Origin of the sequence: Streptomyces sp. NPDC029526 (genome assembly GCF_040637405.1) — a bacterium.
GTDB lineage: Bacteria > Actinomycetota > Actinomycetes > Streptomycetales > Streptomycetaceae > Streptomyces.
In genome coordinates, this window is sequence record NZ_JBEZWE010000013.1 from 50,078 (window position 1) to 65,490 (window position 15,413).

The 15,413-nt window shown below is 75.5% G+C and carries 14 protein-coding genes; 6 read left to right on the plus strand and 8 right to left on the minus strand.

The genetic code is table 11. The features are described from left to right. Window positions 1-33 precede the first annotated feature (33 nt). The 5 genes from AB0F01_RS23720 to AB0F01_RS23740 form a co-directional block, all read right to left on the minus strand. The gene (locus AB0F01_RS23720; protein WP_362099182.1) at window positions 34-264 is read right to left on the minus strand and encodes a DUF6213 family protein; all 231 of its coding nucleotides are present in this window, start codon (window positions 262-264) and stop codon (window positions 34-36) included. A gap of 25 nt (window positions 265-289) precedes the next feature. Further along, window positions 290-1,675 carry an NADP-dependent succinic semialdehyde dehydrogenase gene (locus tag AB0F01_RS23725; protein WP_362099185.1) on the minus strand — a complete coding sequence of 462 codons (1,386 nt, stop codon included), beginning with the start codon at window positions 1,673-1,675 and terminating at the stop codon, window positions 290-292. A gap of 76 nt (window positions 1,676-1,751) precedes the next feature. Further along, window positions 1,752-2,216, minus strand: coding sequence for an NUDIX domain-containing protein (locus AB0F01_RS23730; RefSeq protein ID WP_362099186.1), 465 nt, complete (start codon window positions 2,214-2,216; stop codon window positions 1,752-1,754). Continuing rightward, the gene (locus AB0F01_RS23735) at window positions 2,213-3,751 is read right to left on the minus strand and encodes an ATP-dependent DNA ligase (RefSeq protein WP_362099189.1); all 1,539 of its coding nucleotides are present in this window, start codon (window positions 3,749-3,751) and stop codon (window positions 2,213-2,215) included. The genes AB0F01_RS23730 and AB0F01_RS23735 overlap by 4 nt, the downstream gene beginning before the upstream one ends. A 251-nt stretch (window positions 3,752-4,002) precedes the next feature. Next, window positions 4,003-4,950 carry an NAD(P)/FAD-dependent oxidoreductase gene (locus tag AB0F01_RS23740; protein WP_362099192.1) on the minus strand — a complete coding sequence of 316 codons (948 nt, stop codon included), beginning with the start codon at window positions 4,948-4,950 and terminating at the stop codon, window positions 4,003-4,005. 78 nt (window positions 4,951-5,028) lie between these two features. Between AB0F01_RS23740 and AB0F01_RS23745 the strand changes: the two genes are divergently transcribed. The 6 genes from AB0F01_RS23745 to AB0F01_RS23770 all read left to right on the plus strand — a co-directional run bounded on the left by AB0F01_RS23745 (window position 5,029) and on the right by AB0F01_RS23770 (window position 10,806). After that, window positions 5,029-5,601: an XRE family transcriptional regulator gene (locus AB0F01_RS23745; protein WP_362099194.1), complete on the plus strand. Its 573-nt coding sequence runs from the start codon at window positions 5,029-5,031 to the stop codon at window positions 5,599-5,601. A 261-nt stretch (window positions 5,602-5,862) separates the two neighbouring features. Continuing rightward, window positions 5,863-6,843, plus strand: a complete 981-nt coding sequence (locus AB0F01_RS23750; protein WP_362099197.1) for an NADPH:quinone oxidoreductase family protein — start codon at window positions 5,863-5,865, stop codon at window positions 6,841-6,843. Next, complete coding sequence (locus AB0F01_RS23755; protein WP_362099199.1) at window positions 6,840-8,051, plus strand: acyl-CoA dehydrogenase family protein; 1,212 nt, start codon at window positions 6,840-6,842, stop codon at window positions 8,049-8,051. Before AB0F01_RS23750 ends, AB0F01_RS23755 begins: the two co-directional genes overlap by 4 nt. Beyond that, complete coding sequence (locus AB0F01_RS23760) at window positions 8,048-9,121, plus strand: acyl-CoA dehydrogenase family protein (RefSeq protein WP_362099202.1); 1,074 nt, start codon at window positions 8,048-8,050, stop codon at window positions 9,119-9,121. The genes AB0F01_RS23755 and AB0F01_RS23760 overlap by 4 nt, the downstream gene beginning before the upstream one ends. A 522-nt stretch (window positions 9,122-9,643) precedes the next feature. Next, complete coding sequence (locus tag AB0F01_RS23765; RefSeq protein ID WP_362099203.1) at window positions 9,644-10,507, plus strand: phosphatidylinositol-specific phospholipase C/glycerophosphodiester phosphodiesterase family protein; 864 nt, start codon at window positions 9,644-9,646, stop codon at window positions 10,505-10,507. A gap of 104 nt (window positions 10,508-10,611) precedes the next feature. Beyond that, complete coding sequence (locus AB0F01_RS23770) at window positions 10,612-10,806, plus strand: hypothetical protein (protein WP_164333472.1); 195 nt, start codon at window positions 10,612-10,614, stop codon at window positions 10,804-10,806. A 34-nt stretch (window positions 10,807-10,840) separates the two neighbouring features. Here the strand turns inward: AB0F01_RS23770 and AB0F01_RS23775 are convergent, their stop codons facing one another. The 3 genes from AB0F01_RS23775 to xylB all read right to left on the minus strand — a co-directional run bounded on the left by AB0F01_RS23775 (window position 10,841) and on the right by xylB (window position 15,369). After that, window positions 10,841-12,082, minus strand: a complete 1,242-nt coding sequence (locus AB0F01_RS23775) for a phosphodiester glycosidase family protein (RefSeq protein WP_362099206.1) — start codon at window positions 12,080-12,082, stop codon at window positions 10,841-10,843. Between the two features lie 321 nt (window positions 12,083-12,403). Then, complete coding sequence (locus tag AB0F01_RS23780) at window positions 12,404-13,615, minus strand: ROK family transcriptional regulator (protein WP_362099209.1); 1,212 nt, start codon at window positions 13,613-13,615, stop codon at window positions 12,404-12,406. 302 nt (window positions 13,616-13,917) lie between these two features. Beyond that, window positions 13,918-15,369, minus strand: a complete 1,452-nt coding sequence (gene xylB, locus AB0F01_RS23785) for a xylulokinase (RefSeq protein ID WP_362099212.1) — start codon at window positions 15,367-15,369, stop codon at window positions 13,918-13,920. Window positions 15,370-15,413 lie beyond the last annotated feature (44 nt).

The following is a 15,413-nucleotide window of genomic DNA, read 5'->3' on the forward strand; positions in this document are numbered from 1 at the left end:
CACCGGGCCGTCGCCCGCGGCCGTGACGTCCGGTCAGGTCCCGCTGCTGTGCGCGATGCAGGCCACGTCGATGCGGTCGGCCAGCTTGGCCAGCTCGATGGTGAGCGCCGCCACCGTGTCCTCGTCCAGGTCCTGCTCACCGCTCTCCACCAGGCGCAGCCACCGCCCGCCCACCGTGCGCAGCAGCTTGCTGACGTCGGATGCGGCCACCTGCAGGGTCCCGCTGTCGTCGACGATCAGAGGCAGGGTCACTTCGCGGTTCACAGACCGGATCGTAGTCGCGGAAGCGTCACGCACCGTGCCATACCGTGGTGATGTTGCAGAACTCGCGGATTCCGTGCCCGGACAGCTCACGCCCGTAGCCCGAGCGCTTCACCCCGCCGAACGGGAGCGCCGGATGCGACGCCGTCATCCCGTTCACGAACACCCCGCCCGCCTCCAGGTCCCGCACGAACCGGTCCACCTCGTCCTCGTCCCGCGTCCACACGTTCGAACTGAGGCCGAACGGCGAGTCGTTGGCGATCAGCACGGCCTCGTCCAGGTCCGCCGCCCGGTACAGGGTGGCGACCGGGCCGAACGCCTCCTCGCGGTGGATGCGCATCTCCCGCGTGATGCCCGCCAGCACCGTCGGCGGGTAGAACCAGCCGGGCCCGTCGGGCCGCTCGCCCCCGCACAGCGCCGTGGCCCCGGAGCGCACCGCGTCGTCCACCAGCTCCTCCAGGTCCGCCCGCCCCTGCTCACTGGCGAGCGGCCCGACGTCCGTGCCGTCGTCCATCGGATCGCCCACCGTCAGCGCCCTCATCCCGGCGGTGAAGCGCTCCGCGAACGCGTCGTAGACGTCCGCGTGCACGATGAACCGCTTGGCGGCGATGCAGGACTGCCCGTTGTTCTGCACCCGGGCGGTCACCGCGACCTCCGCGGCCCGCTCCACGTCGGCGGACGGCATGACGACGAACGGGTCGCTGCCGCCCAGCTCCAGCACCGTCTTCTTGATCATCTCCCCGGCGGTGGACGCCACCGCCCGGCCGGCCGGCTCGCTGCCGGTGAGGGTGGCCGCCCGCACCCGCTCGTCCCGCAGCACGTCGTCGACCGCGGCCGAGCCGATGAGCAGCGTCTGGAAGGTCCCCTCGGTGAAACCCGCCCGGTGGAACAGGTCCTCCAGGTACAGCGCGGTCTGCGGCACGTTCGAGGCGTGCTTGAGCAGGCCCACGTTCCCGGCCATCAGCGCCGGCGCGGCGAACCGGACCACCTGCCACAGCGGGAAGTTCCACGGCATCACCGCCAGCACCGGGCCCAGCGGCCGGTACCGCACCAGCGCCCGGGAGGCCCCCGAGTCCTTCACGTCCGCGGCGTCGGGCTCCTCGTCGGCGAGCAGTTCCGCCGCGTGGTCGGCGTACCAGCGCATCGCCTTGGCACACTTGGCGGCCTCGGCGCGCGCCTGCGCGAGCGGCTTGCCCATCTCGGCGGTCAGCATCCGCGCGACGTCGTCCCGGTCCTCGTCCAGGAGGTCGGCGGCGTGCCGCAGCAGCCGGGCCCGCTCGTCGAAGGAGGTCGTCCGGTAGGTGCGGAAGGTGGCCTCCGCGAGTTGCAGGCGCCGCTCGATCTCCTCCTCCCCCATGGCCTGGTACGTCTTGAGCGTCTCGCCGTTCGCCGGATTCACCGTTGCGATGGGCATGGCTGACCTCCCTGGGGACGGGCTTCGCGTATCGACCTTCCCGCGCACCGGTGGACCGCGCAACGCGGGAGGGCTCTCAGGCCGAGTGCTCCGCGAGACGGTCGAGAAACGCCGCCTGCGCGGAGACGATCACCGCCCGGGCTTGCTCCAGGGGCAGCCACGCCACCCGGTCCAGTTCGGGGAACTCGCGCATCCGCCCCGACTTCGGCGGCCACTCCATGGTGAACGTCCCGGGCACCACCGCCGCCGGGTCCAGGTCGCCCTGGACCGCCCACACGGTGACGGTCTTGCCGCCGGCCTGCCGCACCTCGCCCAGCGGCACCGCCTCCCCGTCCGGCGGCGCCACCCCCAGCTCCTCCTCGAACTCCCGGCGGGCCGCGTCCCAGGCCGGCTCGTCCGGGCCGTACTCGCCCTTGGGCACCGTCCACGCCCCGGCGTCCCGGCGCGCGAAGTACGGGCCGCCCATGTGCCCGAGCAGCACCTGAAGCTCCGGGCCGGTGCGCCGGAACAGCAGCAGACCGGCGCTGCGCACGCCGCTCACGGCCGCACCCCCGGGTGCGCCGCCAGCAGCGCCTCCACGGTGTCCGCCTCCTCCGGACGCTTGTCCTCCCGGTAGCGGAGCACCCGCGCGAAGCGCAGCGTCACCCCGGCCGGGTAGCGGGTGGAACGCTGGAGGCCGTCGTACGCGATCTCCACCACCAGCTCGGGCCGGACGGTGACGACGAACCCGCTCTCCTCGACGGCCAGCTCGCGCAGCCGCTCCGTCTGCCACGCCAGCATCGCGTCGGTCATGCCCTTGAAGGTCTTGCCGAGCATCGCGAAGCCGCCGTCGGCGGTACGGGCCCCCAGGTGCAGGTTGGACAGCTTGCCGGTGCGGCGGCCGTGCCCCCACTCGGCGGCCAGCACCACGAGGTCGAGCGTGTGCACCGGCTTCACCTTCAGCCACGACGCGCCCCGCCGCCCCGCGCTGTAGGGCGCGTCGAGCGCCTTGGCGACCACGCCCTCGTGACCGCGGGCGAGGGTGTCGGCCAGGAACGCCTCGGCCCGGGCCGCTTCCTCGGGGCCGGACACCAGGGCGCGCCGGACCCGCATCGGCTCCGGGACGAGCCGGGCCAGCTCCGCGTGCCGCTCCGTGAACGGCAGGTCGAGCAGGTCGCGCCCGTCGACGGACAGCGCGTCGAAGAAGACGGGGGAGACCGGGACCTCCCGGGCGGCGGCCGTCACGTCGGTCCGGGAACCGACCCGGCCCGCGGTCTCCTGGAACGAACGCGGCCGGCCCTCCCCGTCGAAGGAGATGACCTCCCCGTCCAGGATGAACCGCTCACCCCGCAGCTCCCGGGCCGCCGCGGTCACCTCGGGCAGCCGGTCGGTGATGTCGTCGAGCGTGCGGGTGTGCACCCGCACGGTGTCGCCGTCGCGGTGCACCTGGACCCGGATGCCGTCCAGCTTCTCCTCCACCGCGCAGGCGCCCAGCTTCCCGACCGCCTCCGCCACCGAGGACGCGCTGTGCGCCAGCATCGGCTGCACCGGACGCCCGACGGTGAGCCGGAACGCCGCCAGGGCCTCGGGGCCGTCCGCCAGCAGGGCCTCGGCGACCGTCTGCAGGGAGCCCGCGAGCATCACCGCCCGCCGCACGTCCGGTGCGGGCGCCCCGGTGGCCCGCGCCAGCCCTTCCACCGCGACCGCGTCCAGCGCGCCCTGGCGCACCTCGCCGGTGAGCAGCCCGGTCAGGAACCGCTGCTCCTCGGCGGTGGCGGCGCCCAGCAGCGCGCCGACCAGCCGCGCCCGCTCGGCCTGGGACCCGGGGCCGGACACCGCGGCGAGCCGGGTGAGCGCCGCGTCCACCTCCCGTACCGTCAGCGTGGGTTCACCGGCCGGGTCGACCGGGGTGCTCAGGACCTTCCAGCCCACGCCGATCCTGCCCTGCGGCAGGCGACCGGCCAGGTAGGGGATGACGATCGGCACGTCGTCCGGCTCCGCCTCGCGGAACAGCTCGGCGAGCAGGTCGATCTTCCGGGACCGCGCCGAGGTGGCGGCGACCTCCCGGGACACGTGGGCCAGCCGGGTCAGCAGCATGCAGCCATGGTGCTACGCGGGCCCGCGCCGCACACCCGGACCGGGCCGGAAAGTGCGGGGTGAGGCGCGGGCGCGCCGGCGTCTTCGGGTGCCGCTGACCGCTGGCCGTTGGCTGCTGTCTGCTGTCCGCTGTCCGTTGTCGGTGTCCGCTGTCCGCGCGGGGCGTCCCCGGCGGGTGGGCGTCCCCGCGTGGGACCGGCGCCGAGGACGGCGGCGAGAACGGCGGGGGACGCGCCCGGCGGCCGGCCGCCCTACGGCGTGACCGCGGCGTCCAGGTCCTCCATCAGGAGGTCGCCGACGATCGCCGCCGCCGCGCGGTAGCCGCCGCTCGCCGCGTGGATCACCTGCTCGGAGAAGCCGATCGCGTTGCCCGCCGCCCACACACCCGGCACCGACGTCAGGCCCGTCGCGTCGACGGCCGGGTACGCGCCGAACGGGGTCTCCTCCAGCTCGGCCCCCAGTCGCTCCAGCAGTCCCGTCCGCGGCAGCGGGCGCGGGCCGACGAAGAGCACCTCGCGCGCGTGCACGGAGCCGTCGGCGAGCCGGACGCCGGTGAGCCGGTCGTCCTCGACCACCAGTCCGGCGACCTCGCCCGGCACCACGTCGACCCCGGTGGCGGCCAGGCGGCGCAGGTCCTCGTCGGACAGGTCCGCCTCCGCGACCGTGTGCAGGAAGAGCGTCACGTCCTTCGACCACCGCGAGACCAGCAGCGCCTGGTGCACGCTCGCCGCGCTGGACGCCAGCACGCCGAAGGGGCGGTCCCGCACCTCCCAGCCGTGGCAGAAGGGGCAGTGCAGCACGTCCCGGCCGAACCGCTCGGCGACGCCGGGGACCTCGGGCAGCTCGTCCTTCAGCCCCGTCGCGACGACCAGACGCCGGGCCCGGACGGTGCCCGAGCCGGCCAGGGTGACGGTGAAGCCGTCGTCGTCCCGGGTCACGTCCGTCACCCGGTCCTCGGCCAGTTCGACCCCGTAGCGGGCGATCTCCTCGCGGCCGACGGCCAGGAAGTCCGCCGGGGCCATGCCGTCCCGGGAGAGGTACCCCTGCATGTGGGACGACGGCGCGTTGCGTGGTTCGCCGGCGTCCACCACCAGGGTGCGCAGCCGGGCCCGGCCCAGCACCAGCGCGGCGGACAGGCCGGCCGCGCCGCCCCCGACGACGACCACGTCGTGGTTCGTGTGTGCGTGTGTCTCGGTCATGGTGACCACCTCCACGGCCGACCTTCCGCCGATCCTGCGGGATTGACAAACAACTTTGCCGATTCTGCAATGGATTCCATGAGTACGGACGAAGTTCTCTCGGAAGTGGGCCCGCGGCTGCGGCGGATCAGGAAGGACCGGGAGGTGACGCTGGCCGCGCTGTCGGAGGCGACGGGCATCTCGGTGAGCACCCTCTCCCGCCTGGAGTCGGGCCTGCGCAGACCCAGCCTGGAACTGCTCCTGCCGATCGCGCAGGCCCACCAGGTGCCCCTGGACGAACTGGTCGGCGCGCCACCGGTGGGCGACCCGCGGGTGCGGTCCCGGCCCATCGTGTGGGGCGGGCGCACCCACTGGCCGCTCACCCGCCAGCCCGGCGGCCTCCAGGCCTACAAGGTGCTGGAGCCGCAGCGGAGACTGGAACCGGAGCCGCGCACCCACGAGGGCTACGAGTGGCTGTACGTGCTGTCCGGCCGGCTGCGGCTGGTGCTCGGCGAGCACGACGTGGTGCTGACGGCGGGAGAGGCGGCCGAGTTCGACACCCGGGTGCCGCACTGGTTCGGCTCCACGGGGGAGGGGCCGGTGGAGTTCCTCAGCCTGTTCGGCCCGCAGGGCGAGCGGATGCACGTCCGAGCCCGCCCCAAGGGCGCGTGACCGGGCGCGGACGCACGTCAGCGTCTGTCCGGAGGGCATGCGCCCGGGCGGCGGACGTACGTCAGGGTCGGTCCGTCCGCAGGGCAAGGGGCCGGACGCGCGGACACCCGTCAGGACCCGCGCCCGGAGGGCCCGTGACCGGCGGCGACGGTGGCCGGGCGGCACGGACCGGCACCGGACGGTTCCCACGCGGCAAGCGACCGCTTAGTATGCGGTGGACCCGGTCAGGGGACACGACGACGCACCCCGTGGAGGCTCCGCATGCAGGCATGGCAGATACACGAGCTGGGCGAGCCGGGCGAGGTGATGCGCCTGACGGACACGGCGATACCGACGCCCGGGGACGGCCAGGTGCTGCTGAAGGTCCGCGCCGCCAACATCAACTTCCCCGACGCGCTGATGTGCCGGGGGCACTACCAGGTCCGGCCGCCGCTGCCCTTCACCCCCGGCGTGGAGATCTGCGGCGAGACCGAGGACGGCCGTCGCGTGCTCGCCACCCCGGCCCTGCCGCACGGCGGCTTCGCCGAGTACGCCCTCGCGGACGCCGCCGCGCTGCTGCCCGCCCCGGACGCCCTGGACGACGCCGAGGCCGCCGCCCTGCACATCGGCTACCAGACCGGGTGGTTCGGCCTGCACCGCCGGGCCGGCCTGGAGGCCGGGGAGACCCTGCTGGTGCACGCCGCGGCCGGCGGCGTCGGCAGCGCGGCCGTCCAGCTCGGCAAGGCCGCCGGAGCCACCGTCATCGGCGTGGTCGGCGGCGCGGAGAAGGCCGAGGTCGCGCGCGGGCTCGGCTGCGACGTCGTCGTCGACCGGCGCGAGCAGGACGTCATCGCCGCCGTCAAGGAGGCCACCGGCGGCCGGGGCGCCGACGTGATCTACGACCCGGTCGGCGGCCCGGCCTACACCCAGTCCACCAAGGTCGTCGCCTTCGAGGGCCGGATCGTCGTCGTCGGCTTCGCCAGCGGCACGATCCCCAGCCCGGGCCTGAACCACGCCCTGGTGAAGAACTACTCCATCCTCGGACTGCACTGGGGCCTCTACAACACCAGGAACCCCAAGCTGGTCCAGCACTGCCACGAGCAGCTCACCGACCTGGCCGCCCGGGGCGCGATCAAGCCCCTGGTCAGCGAGCGCGTCCCCCTCACCGGGGCGGCGGCCGCCGTGCAGCGGGTCGCCGACGGCGTCACCACCGGACGGGTCGCGGTGCTGCCCTCGCCCTCGACGGAAGGAGCAGCGGCATGACCGCCGCCGCCGAACTGCGCCGCCGCACCCGGGACTTCCTGGCCGCGCACCCGCCCGCCCGCATCCCGGCCGACGGCACCGACGAGGCCCGCGCCGCCCGCCTCGACTTCCTCCGCGCCCGCTTCGACGCCGGACTCGCCTGGGTGCACTACCCCCAGGGCCTCGGCGGACTCGGCGCACCCCGGGCCCTCCAGGCCGTCGTGGACGCCGAACTGGAGGCCGCCGGCGCTCCCGACAACGACCCCCGGCGCATCGGCATCGGCCTCGGCATGGCCGCGCCGACCATCCTCCAGTACGGCACCGACGAGCAGAAACGTCGCTTCCTGCGCCCCCTGTGGACCGGCGAGGAGGTGTGGTGCCAGCTGTTCAGCGAGCCGGGCGCCGGCTCCGACCTGGCCGCCCTCGGCACCCGCGCCGTCCGCGAGGGCGACACCTGGGTCGTCAACGGGCAGAAGGTGTGGACGTCCAGCGCCCACGTGGCCCGCTGGGCCATCCTCATCGCCCGCACCGACCCGGACGTGCCCAAGCACCGGGGCATCACCTACTTCCTCTGCGACATGACGGACCCCGGCGTCGAGGTCCGGCCGCTGCGCCAGATCACCGGCGAGGCCGAGTTCAACGAGGTCTTCCTGACCGACGTCCGCATCCCCGACGCCCACCGCCTGGGGGAGACCGGGGACGGCTGGCGGGTCGCCCAGACCACGCTGAACAACGAACGCGTCGCCATCGGCGGCATGCGGCTGCCCCGCGAGGGCGGCATGATCGGCCCAGCCGCGCGCACCTGGCGCGAACGGCCCGACCTGCGCACCCACGACCTGCACCAGCGGCTGCTCACCCTCTGGGTCGACGCCGAGGTCGCCCGGCTCACCGGCGAACGCCTGCGCCAGCAGCTCGCCGCCGGCCAGCCCGGCCCCGAGGGTGCGGGCATGAAGCTCAACTTCGCCCGCCTCAACCAGGAGATCAGCGGCCTGGAAGTGGAACTCCTCGGCGAGGAGGGCCTGTTGTACGACGACTGGACCATGCGCCGCCCCGAGCACGTCGACTTCACCGGACGCGGAGCCGGGTACCGCTACCTGCGGGCCAAGGGCAACAGCATCGAGGGCGGGACCAGCGAGGTCCTGCTGAACATCGTCGCCGAGCGTGTCCTGGGCCTGCCGCCCGAGCCGCGCACCGACAAGGACGTCGCCTGGAAGGACCTGGCCCGATGAGCGACCTGCTGTACACGCGGGAGGAGGAGGCGCTGCGCGCCGCCGTCCGCGACCTGCTCACCGACCGCTGCGACCCGGTGGACGTCATCGCCCGCACCGAGTCGGCCGCCCCGCACGACCCCGCCCTCTGGAAGGCCCTCGCCCAGGACATCGGCCTCGCCGGCCTGCTGGTCCCCGAGGAACTCGACGGCCAGGGCGCCACCCACCGCGAGGCCGCCGTCGTCCTGGAGGAGCTGGGGCGGGCGGTCGCCCCGGTGCCGTACCTGACCAGCGCCGTCGTCGCCACCGAGGCCCTGCTGGAGTGCGGAGCCGACGACCTGCTGAGGCAGCTGGCGTCCGCCACCGTGACCGCCGCGCTCGCGGTCGCGCTGCACGTCCCGCCCGGCGGCACCCACCACACCGTGCGCGCCGTGGACGGCCGGCTCACCGGCCAGGTCACCGGGGTCGCCGACGCCTCCGCGGCCGACGTGCTCCTCGTCCCCGCCGACGACGGCGGCCTGTACGCCGTCGAGGCCACCGCCGCGACCGTCACCCCGCAGGTCTCCCTCGACGCGACCCGTCCGGTGGCCACGGTCGTCCTGGACGGTGCGCCGGGCCGCCGCCTCGGCGACGCGGAACCCGCCGTGCGCCGCGCCCTGCGCGCCGGAGCCGGCCTGCTCGCCTCCGAGCAGCTCGGCCTCGCCGACGGGGCACTGACCGACACCGTGCGGTACCTCAAGGAGCGCACGCAGTTCAACCGTCCGGTCGGCGGGTTCCAGGCGCTCAAGCACCGGCTCGCCCAGCTGTGGCTGGAGGTGGCCGGCCTCCGCGCCGCCGCCCGCAACGCCGCCGACGCCCTCGCTACCGGGGAGGACACCGACGTGGCGGTCGCCGTCGCCCAGGCGTACGCCGCGCCGGCGGCCGTGCACGCGGCCGAGGAGGCGCTGCAACTGCACGGGGGCATCGGCATGACCTGGGAACACCCGGTGCATCTGCGTCTGAAGCGCGCCAAGGCCGACGCGCTGGCCCTCGGCACGGCGGGCGCCCACCGGGAGGCCCTGGCCGGGCTGGTGGACCTGCCGGCGCCCTGACCGTCCGGCGGCCGGCCGTTCGCCCCTGCGTCAGGCCGGCCGACCGCCCTGCACACGGGCCGGGCCCGCCCCTCGCAAGGGGCGGGCCCGGCCCGTGTGCCGGAGGTGGGTCGACCTCCGCGGATCCACGGCCCGTGGGGGCCCGTACGGCGCACGGCGCACGGCGCACGGCACATGGCACACGGCACATGGTGCACGGACCGCCGTGCGGTGACCGTGGACGAGGGCGTGCCCGTGGTGCACCCCGCCCTCGTCGCCCGCCCGCTCATCGCTCGGCGGTCCGCAGGGCCCGCCCGCTCACCTCACGGCGGTCCGCACGGCCCCTCCGCTCACCGCACGGTCCGCCCGGTCCCGCCCTGGGGCCCGCAACCGCATCGCGCTGCGCAAGCCCTCCCGGCCCACGCCCCGCGCAGGTGAACGCACCGGGGACGTTCGGCCAACTTCAGCTCCATGCCTGCCTCCTGACGCCCCGTGAGCCGCATACTCGCCGGGTCCGGTACGGAACTCCCCGGGAGGCGGAGCATGCCCCTCACCACCCGTCGCAGAGCCCTCACCACCCTCGGCGCGGCCGTCGCCGCCGGCGTCGCCCTGCCCGCCGGCCAGGCGCTGGCCGGCGAACACCGGCACCGTCCACGCCCGTTGTGGCGGGCCCACGCCCACAACGACTACGAGCACCCGCGCCCCCTGTTCGACGCCCTCGACCACCGTTTCGGCAGCGTCGAGGCCGACGTCTTCCTCGTCGACGGCCGCCTCCTCGTCGCCCACGACGCCGAGGACCTCGATCCGTCCCGCACCCTCGAATCCCTCTACCTCGAACCGCTCGCCGCCCGCGTCCGGGCCCACGGCGGATCCGTCCACCGGGGGCACCGCAGGCCGTTCCAGCTGCTCATCGACCTGAAGACCGAAGGCGCGTCCACCTACCTCGCCCTGCACCGCCGACTGCGCCGCCACCGGCACCTGTTCACCACCTTCGCGCACGGCAGGGTCCTGCCCGGCCCGGTCACCGCCGTCGTGTCCGGAGACCGCGCGGCCCGGGAACCCCTGGCGGCGCAGCGGGTGCGGCACGCCTTCTACGACGGCCGGCTGAGCGACCTCGACGGGCGTGCGCCCGCCTCGTTTATCCCGCTGATCAGCGACAACTGGAACCTGCACTTCACCTGGCAGGGGGCGGGACCCTTCCCGGCGGCCGAGCAGCGCAGGCTGCGCGCGATCGTCCACGCCGCGCACGCGCGCGGCCGGCGCGTGCGGTTCTGGGCCACCCCGGACCAGCCCGGCCCCGCCCGCGACGCGCTGTGGGGCGCCCTGGCCGACGCCGGCGTGGACCACCTCAACACCGACGACCTCGCGGGCCTGCGGTCCTTCCTCGAACGCCACCGCCCCCGGTAGACACCACACGTTCGGCGGACACCTCAGCCGCCCGGACGAACCCTCCGCTACGCCACACTTGCGGCCGAACGCCGCGAAAGCGGACGCGGCGGAGGAGGTTGACGATGGCCGTTTCCATCTCTGTGGTGCTGCTCCTGGCGGTCCTGGCGGTGATCTTCCTGCGCAACGGCGGCCTGAAGGTCTCCCACGCGCTGGTCTGCCTGCTGCTCGGGTTCTACCTGGCCGGAACGAACATCGCCCCGACGATCCACAGCGGGCTGACGGCCACCGCCGACATCGTCGGCAGCCTGCGGCCCTGACGCACCGGCCCGCTCCGCTGCCGACGGGCCGGTGTCAGCCCGTGGCGAAGACCCCGATCCCGTTGGGCACCGGACGCTCGGCACCCCCGGTGGGATGGTTGAGCACGGAGACGACGGACGCCCCGGGCGCACGGGCGACCAGCGTCGACGAGCCGCCGCCGTCCAGGCTGAAGCCGTCGACGGCTCCCAGCTCCCGCAGGGCGGCGGCGAGTTCGGCGACGGTCAGCCCGGCGCGGTACTCGGGCGCGCCGTCCAGCGCGAGCAGCAGCAGGCGCCGGCCACCGCCTGCGGTGCCCACGGCGGTCCGCACCGCCGAGGCGGTGTCGTCCAGCCCCGGCAGCGGCAGCCCGCCCACCAGCACGGGGTAACCCCCGACGGCCAGGCGGTACGGGACGCGGCTCACCGCCGGGACCAGCCGGTGCCTCACCCTGACCCGATCACCGACGTCCAGCGCCCGCAGATGGCGGGCCCCCTCCTCACGACCCAGCAGCACGGTGGTGCCCGGCGTGACGGGACCGCTGCCGGGCGTACCGGAGACGGAGACGACGCGTCCGCCGCGCACCGTCACCTCGTGCGTGTCGGTGCTGCACGGGGCGGCCCGGTCGGTGTCCGTGCCGCAGGTGGCGCGGACTCGCGACACGCTGCCCCACGCCTGAGTGAACGCCCCGACGGACCCGACGGGCAGCGCGTACTGGTTGAGCCCGCCGAGCGGCAGCCGGGCCGTAGGGGTGCGGACCGAGCCGTCCAGGGTGAGCCGGTCCCGGCGGGCCCGCCGGTCCACGCCCACCCCGAACACGGCCTCGGCCGTCGTACCCGGCGGCAGCGCCGGGCCGAACCGCTGCCCGTCCGGGACGGCCGCTTTCAGCGCCCGCCCGTCCGCGATCGCAGGTCCCACGCTCGCGCCGGTCGCCGCGACCCCCGGGTGCTGGGTCTCGGTGATGTTGAAGAAGTCGCCGTTGATCCCGGCGACGGCGCTCCGCAGGTCCGCCATCAGCGACACCCGGGCCCGCGCGGCCACCGCGCCCGGGTGCAGCAGGCCGACCCGCACGCGCGGGTCGCGCAGGTCGACGGTGAGGAGGTGCGCGTGCGCCGTTCCGTGCGCGGCCGGGAGGTCGAACTCCCGGTAGGTGACGCCCGGTGCGACGTCGATCGCCCCCGCCCGCAGGGCCTCGGCGGGCGGCGCCCCGGCCAGACCCGCGCCGGCCAGCAGCCCGAGGGCCGTGAGCAACGTGAGGACCGGCCTGCCCGCCCCGAACCGCCCGTCGCGAGGTCTCACCGGCACCCGCCCCTCTGATGTCGTGTCAACTGTCCCAGGACAGGGGGCAGTACACCAGGAGAGCGGCCCGAGCGGCGTCCGGGACACGCTCGGCAGGGCGACGGCCGTGAAAGGCACTCGGGTGGGGGTGCGACCGGACGTCCGATCGCCCGTCACCAGCCGCCGGCGGCCGGCGGCCGACCGGCAGTCACTGATCGGTGATCGCTGACGGCTGACTGCCGGCCGTCCGTCGTCCGCGCCGGGAAGGCTTCGTGAAGGGGCGCCGGTCGGCCTCCGGTTGCCGACGTCGGGTCGGGTCGTCGACCGCCCGCCGACGCCAGGTCAGGCCGTCCGGGCGGCCACGCCCGCCGGGTCGTCGAGCACGGACCGCACCACCGAGTGGGCCGCCCCGAGCAGGGGTCCTTCCGGGCCCAGCGGCGAGACGGTGACCGGGCAGGCCGGGCCCGCCGTGCGGCCGGCCAGCTCCGCGCGCAGTGACGGAAGCAGCCACGGAGCGAGTCCGGCGAGCGCACCGCCCAGCACGACCGACTGGGGGTCGAGCAGGTTCACGGCTCCGGTGAGCGCGATGCCGAGCGCCGTGCCCGCGTCGTGCAGCGCCTGCCGCACGGCGGTGTCGCCCCGGTCGGCGCGGCCGGCGAGCAGACCCACCCGGTCCTCGCCCGGCGCCAGACCGGCCGCGCGCAGCACCGCCTCCTCGCCCGCGTACTGCTCCAGGCAGCCGCGCCCGCCGCAGGGGCACTCCGGGCCGTCCGGATGGACGGGCACGTGACCCAGCTCGCCCGCGAAGCCGCGGTTGCCGTGCAACAGGCGGCCGTCCACGACCAGGGCGGCGCCGATGCCGATCTCGGCGGACACATGGAGGAAGTCGCGCGGGGTGTCCTCGCCGAGCCACAGCTCGGCGAGCGCACCGAAGTTCGCCTCGTTGGCCACCGTGAGCGGCAACCGCTCCGGCAGCAGGGCGGCGAGGTCGGTGTCCTGCCAGCCCAGGTTCGGTGCTCGCACGACGGTGCGGGCGTCGCGCGCGACCAGACCCGGCACGGCCACGGCGAGCCCGGCCGGCCACAGTCCCTGACCCTCGGCCTCGGCGACGACCCGGCCTATCAGCCCGGTGAGCTCCCCGAGCACCTCTTCGGGGGAGCGGCCCCGGTTCGGCGCCTGGCGCACGGTGCGGGCCCGGACCTCGCCCCGCAGGTCGACCGCGCACACCGCCAGGTGGTCCACACCGACCTCGGCACCGATCCCGGCGGGGCCCCGGCCGCTGACGGCGAGCGCCGACCCGGGACGGCCGACCCGGCCGGGCCGCTCGGGACCCAGCTCGTCCAGGAGCCCGGCGCGGATCAGCTCGTCGACGAGGGTGGACACCGCCGCCCGGGTGAGGCCGATGCGGGAGGCGACGGAGGCCCGGGACAGCGGGCCCTCGGCGCGCACGGTGTGCAGCACGCGGGAGAGGTTGCGGCGGCGCATGCCCTGCTGGGTGTCGGGCAGCGCGGTCCCGGGGCTGCTCGGGCGGGTCCGGTGCGGTGGTGCGGTCATGCGTGAGTCAGTCCTCGGTCGTGGCGCCGTCGCGTGGTGACGGGCGGGCGGCGGGGCGTGGCTGCTCCGGTGGGTGCCGGCTGCGGATGGTGGGTGCCGCCCGCGGATCGTGGGTGCGACGCGCGCGCGGTTCCGCCGCCCCGCGGCCCCCGTGCCGCGGGGCGGCCCGTCCGACGGACCGGGCGGCGCACCGCGGATGGCGCCCCCGTGTCGGCGTACCGCGTACCGCGGGTGATGCGTCCCGCGGGGGCGTGCCCTCGGGTGACGCCCGGCGTGACGTGGCCGTCGGCCGGGCGGGTCCGTCAGCCGGTCCGCGGGCCGTGGTCGGCGTCCAGGAGCGGGGCCGCGTCGGAGAGTATCCCGGAGATCCGGGCCAGGGTCTCCTCGTCCCGTTCCACGGCCTCCAGCACCGGCCCCGCCGCGGTGTTCCAGCGGCGCGCGACCGCGGCCGGGTCCTCGCCGGTCAGCAGGCCGGCTGCCTGGGCCGCGGCACCGAGGGCCACCAGTTCCTTGGCCTCCGGCACCTGCACGGGCCGCCCGGACAGCCGTCGTACGGTCTCCTGCCAGGCCCTGCCCCGGGCCCCGCCGCCGATCAGCAGCAGCGGAGCCGACGGGTCCGCGTCCTCCTCCAGCACCAGGTCGAGGGCGCCGAGCAGGGAGTGCACGGCACCGTCGTAGGCGGCCTGGAGCAGCTGCCCGCCGGTCGTGTCGTGCCGTAGACCGTGCAGGAGCCCCGAGGCGTTCGGGAGGTTCGGGGTCCGCTCACCGTCCAGGAACGGCAGGAGCGTGACGCCCCGGCCGGGCTCCACCGCCTCCCGGTCCAGACCCAGCAGCGCGGCGACCCGGTCCACGGCGAGCGTGCAGTTGAGGGTGCAGGCCAGCGGCAGCCAGTCGCCCCGCGCGTCGGCGAAACCGGCGACCGTGCCGGTCGGGTCCGCCGTCCGCCGCCGCGAGACCGCGTACACCGTGCCCGAGGTGCCCAGGCTCATCACCGGCATCCCGGGGCGCACGCCGAGCCCCAGGGCGGCGGCCGCGTTGTCGCCGGTGCCGCACGCGACCAGGGTGCCCTTGGAGAACGGCAGGCCGTGGCCGTCGCGCACGGTCCCGGCCACCTCGCCGGGTCGCACCACGCGGGGCAGCAGCGCCGGGTCGAGCCCCACGTGGGCGAGGATCTCCTCGTCGTACGCCTCGCTGCCGGAGGACCACCAGCCGGTGCCGGAGGCGTCGCCGCGGTCGGTCGTGCCCTGCCCGGTGAGCCGCTCGGTGAGGTAGTCGTGGGGCAGCCGCACGGCCCTGGTGGCCCGCACCGCGTCGGGCTCGTGCTCGGCGAGCCAGGCCCACTTGGTGACCGTGAAGGACGCGGTGGGCACGCTGCCCGTGCGCTCCGCCCAGGTCTTGGCGCCGCCCAACTCCTCGGTGAGCCGCTGGGCCTGCGGCGCGGACCGCACGTCGTTCCACAGGAGCGCCGGGCGCACCGGCTCCCCGTGGGCGTCGAGGGTGACCAGACCGTGCTGCTGGCCGCCCACGGACACCGCCGCGGCCTCGTGCGCGGGCTGCCCGCACTGGCTCAGCGCCTCGACCAGGGCGTCCCACCACTGGCGCGGGTCGCTCTCCCGGCCGGCCCCCGTGGTCACCGTGTGCGGGGCCTGGCCGCTCGCCACGATCCTGCCGGTGGCCACGTCGACGACCAGCGCCTTGGTGGACTGCGTGGACGTGTCCACGCCGACGACGAGCGGACCCTCGGCTGCTGACATCGGTAACTCCCTCTTCCGCGGCTCGGCGGGGTGACTCTTCCCAG

What these genes read in the sequence shown, in the direction of transcription:
- AB0F01_RS23725 (WP_362099185.1), bottom strand. Translation starts at nt 1,675, where the DNA reads ATGCCCATCGCAACGGTGAATCCGGCGAACGGCGAGACGCTCAAGACG.
- AB0F01_RS23735 (WP_362099189.1), bottom strand. Translation starts at nt 3,751, where the DNA reads ATGCTGCTGACCCGGCTGGCCCACGTGTCCCGGGAGGTCGCCGCCACC.
- AB0F01_RS23740 (WP_362099192.1), bottom strand. Translation starts at nt 4,950, where the DNA reads ATGACCGAGACACACGCACACACGAACCACGACGTGGTCGTCGTCGGG.
- AB0F01_RS23745 (WP_362099194.1), top strand. Translation starts at nt 5,029, where the DNA reads ATGAGTACGGACGAAGTTCTCTCGGAAGTGGGCCCGCGGCTGCGGCGG.
- AB0F01_RS23750 (WP_362099197.1), top strand. Translation starts at nt 5,863, where the DNA reads ATGCAGGCATGGCAGATACACGAGCTGGGCGAGCCGGGCGAGGTGATG.
- AB0F01_RS23755 (WP_362099199.1), top strand. Translation starts at nt 6,840, where the DNA reads ATGACCGCCGCCGCCGAACTGCGCCGCCGCACCCGGGACTTCCTGGCC.
- AB0F01_RS23760 (WP_362099202.1), top strand. Translation starts at nt 8,048, where the DNA reads ATGAGCGACCTGCTGTACACGCGGGAGGAGGAGGCGCTGCGCGCCGCC.
- AB0F01_RS23765 (WP_362099203.1), top strand. Translation starts at nt 9,644, where the DNA reads ATGCCCCTCACCACCCGTCGCAGAGCCCTCACCACCCTCGGCGCGGCC.
- AB0F01_RS23770 (WP_164333472.1), top strand. Translation starts at nt 10,612, where the DNA reads ATGGCCGTTTCCATCTCTGTGGTGCTGCTCCTGGCGGTCCTGGCGGTG.
- AB0F01_RS23780 (WP_362099209.1), bottom strand. Translation starts at nt 13,615, where the DNA reads ATGACCGCACCACCGCACCGGACCCGCCCGAGCAGCCCCGGGACCGCG.
- xylB (WP_362099212.1), bottom strand. Translation starts at nt 15,369, where the DNA reads ATGTCAGCAGCCGAGGGTCCGCTCGTCGTCGGCGTGGACACGTCCACG.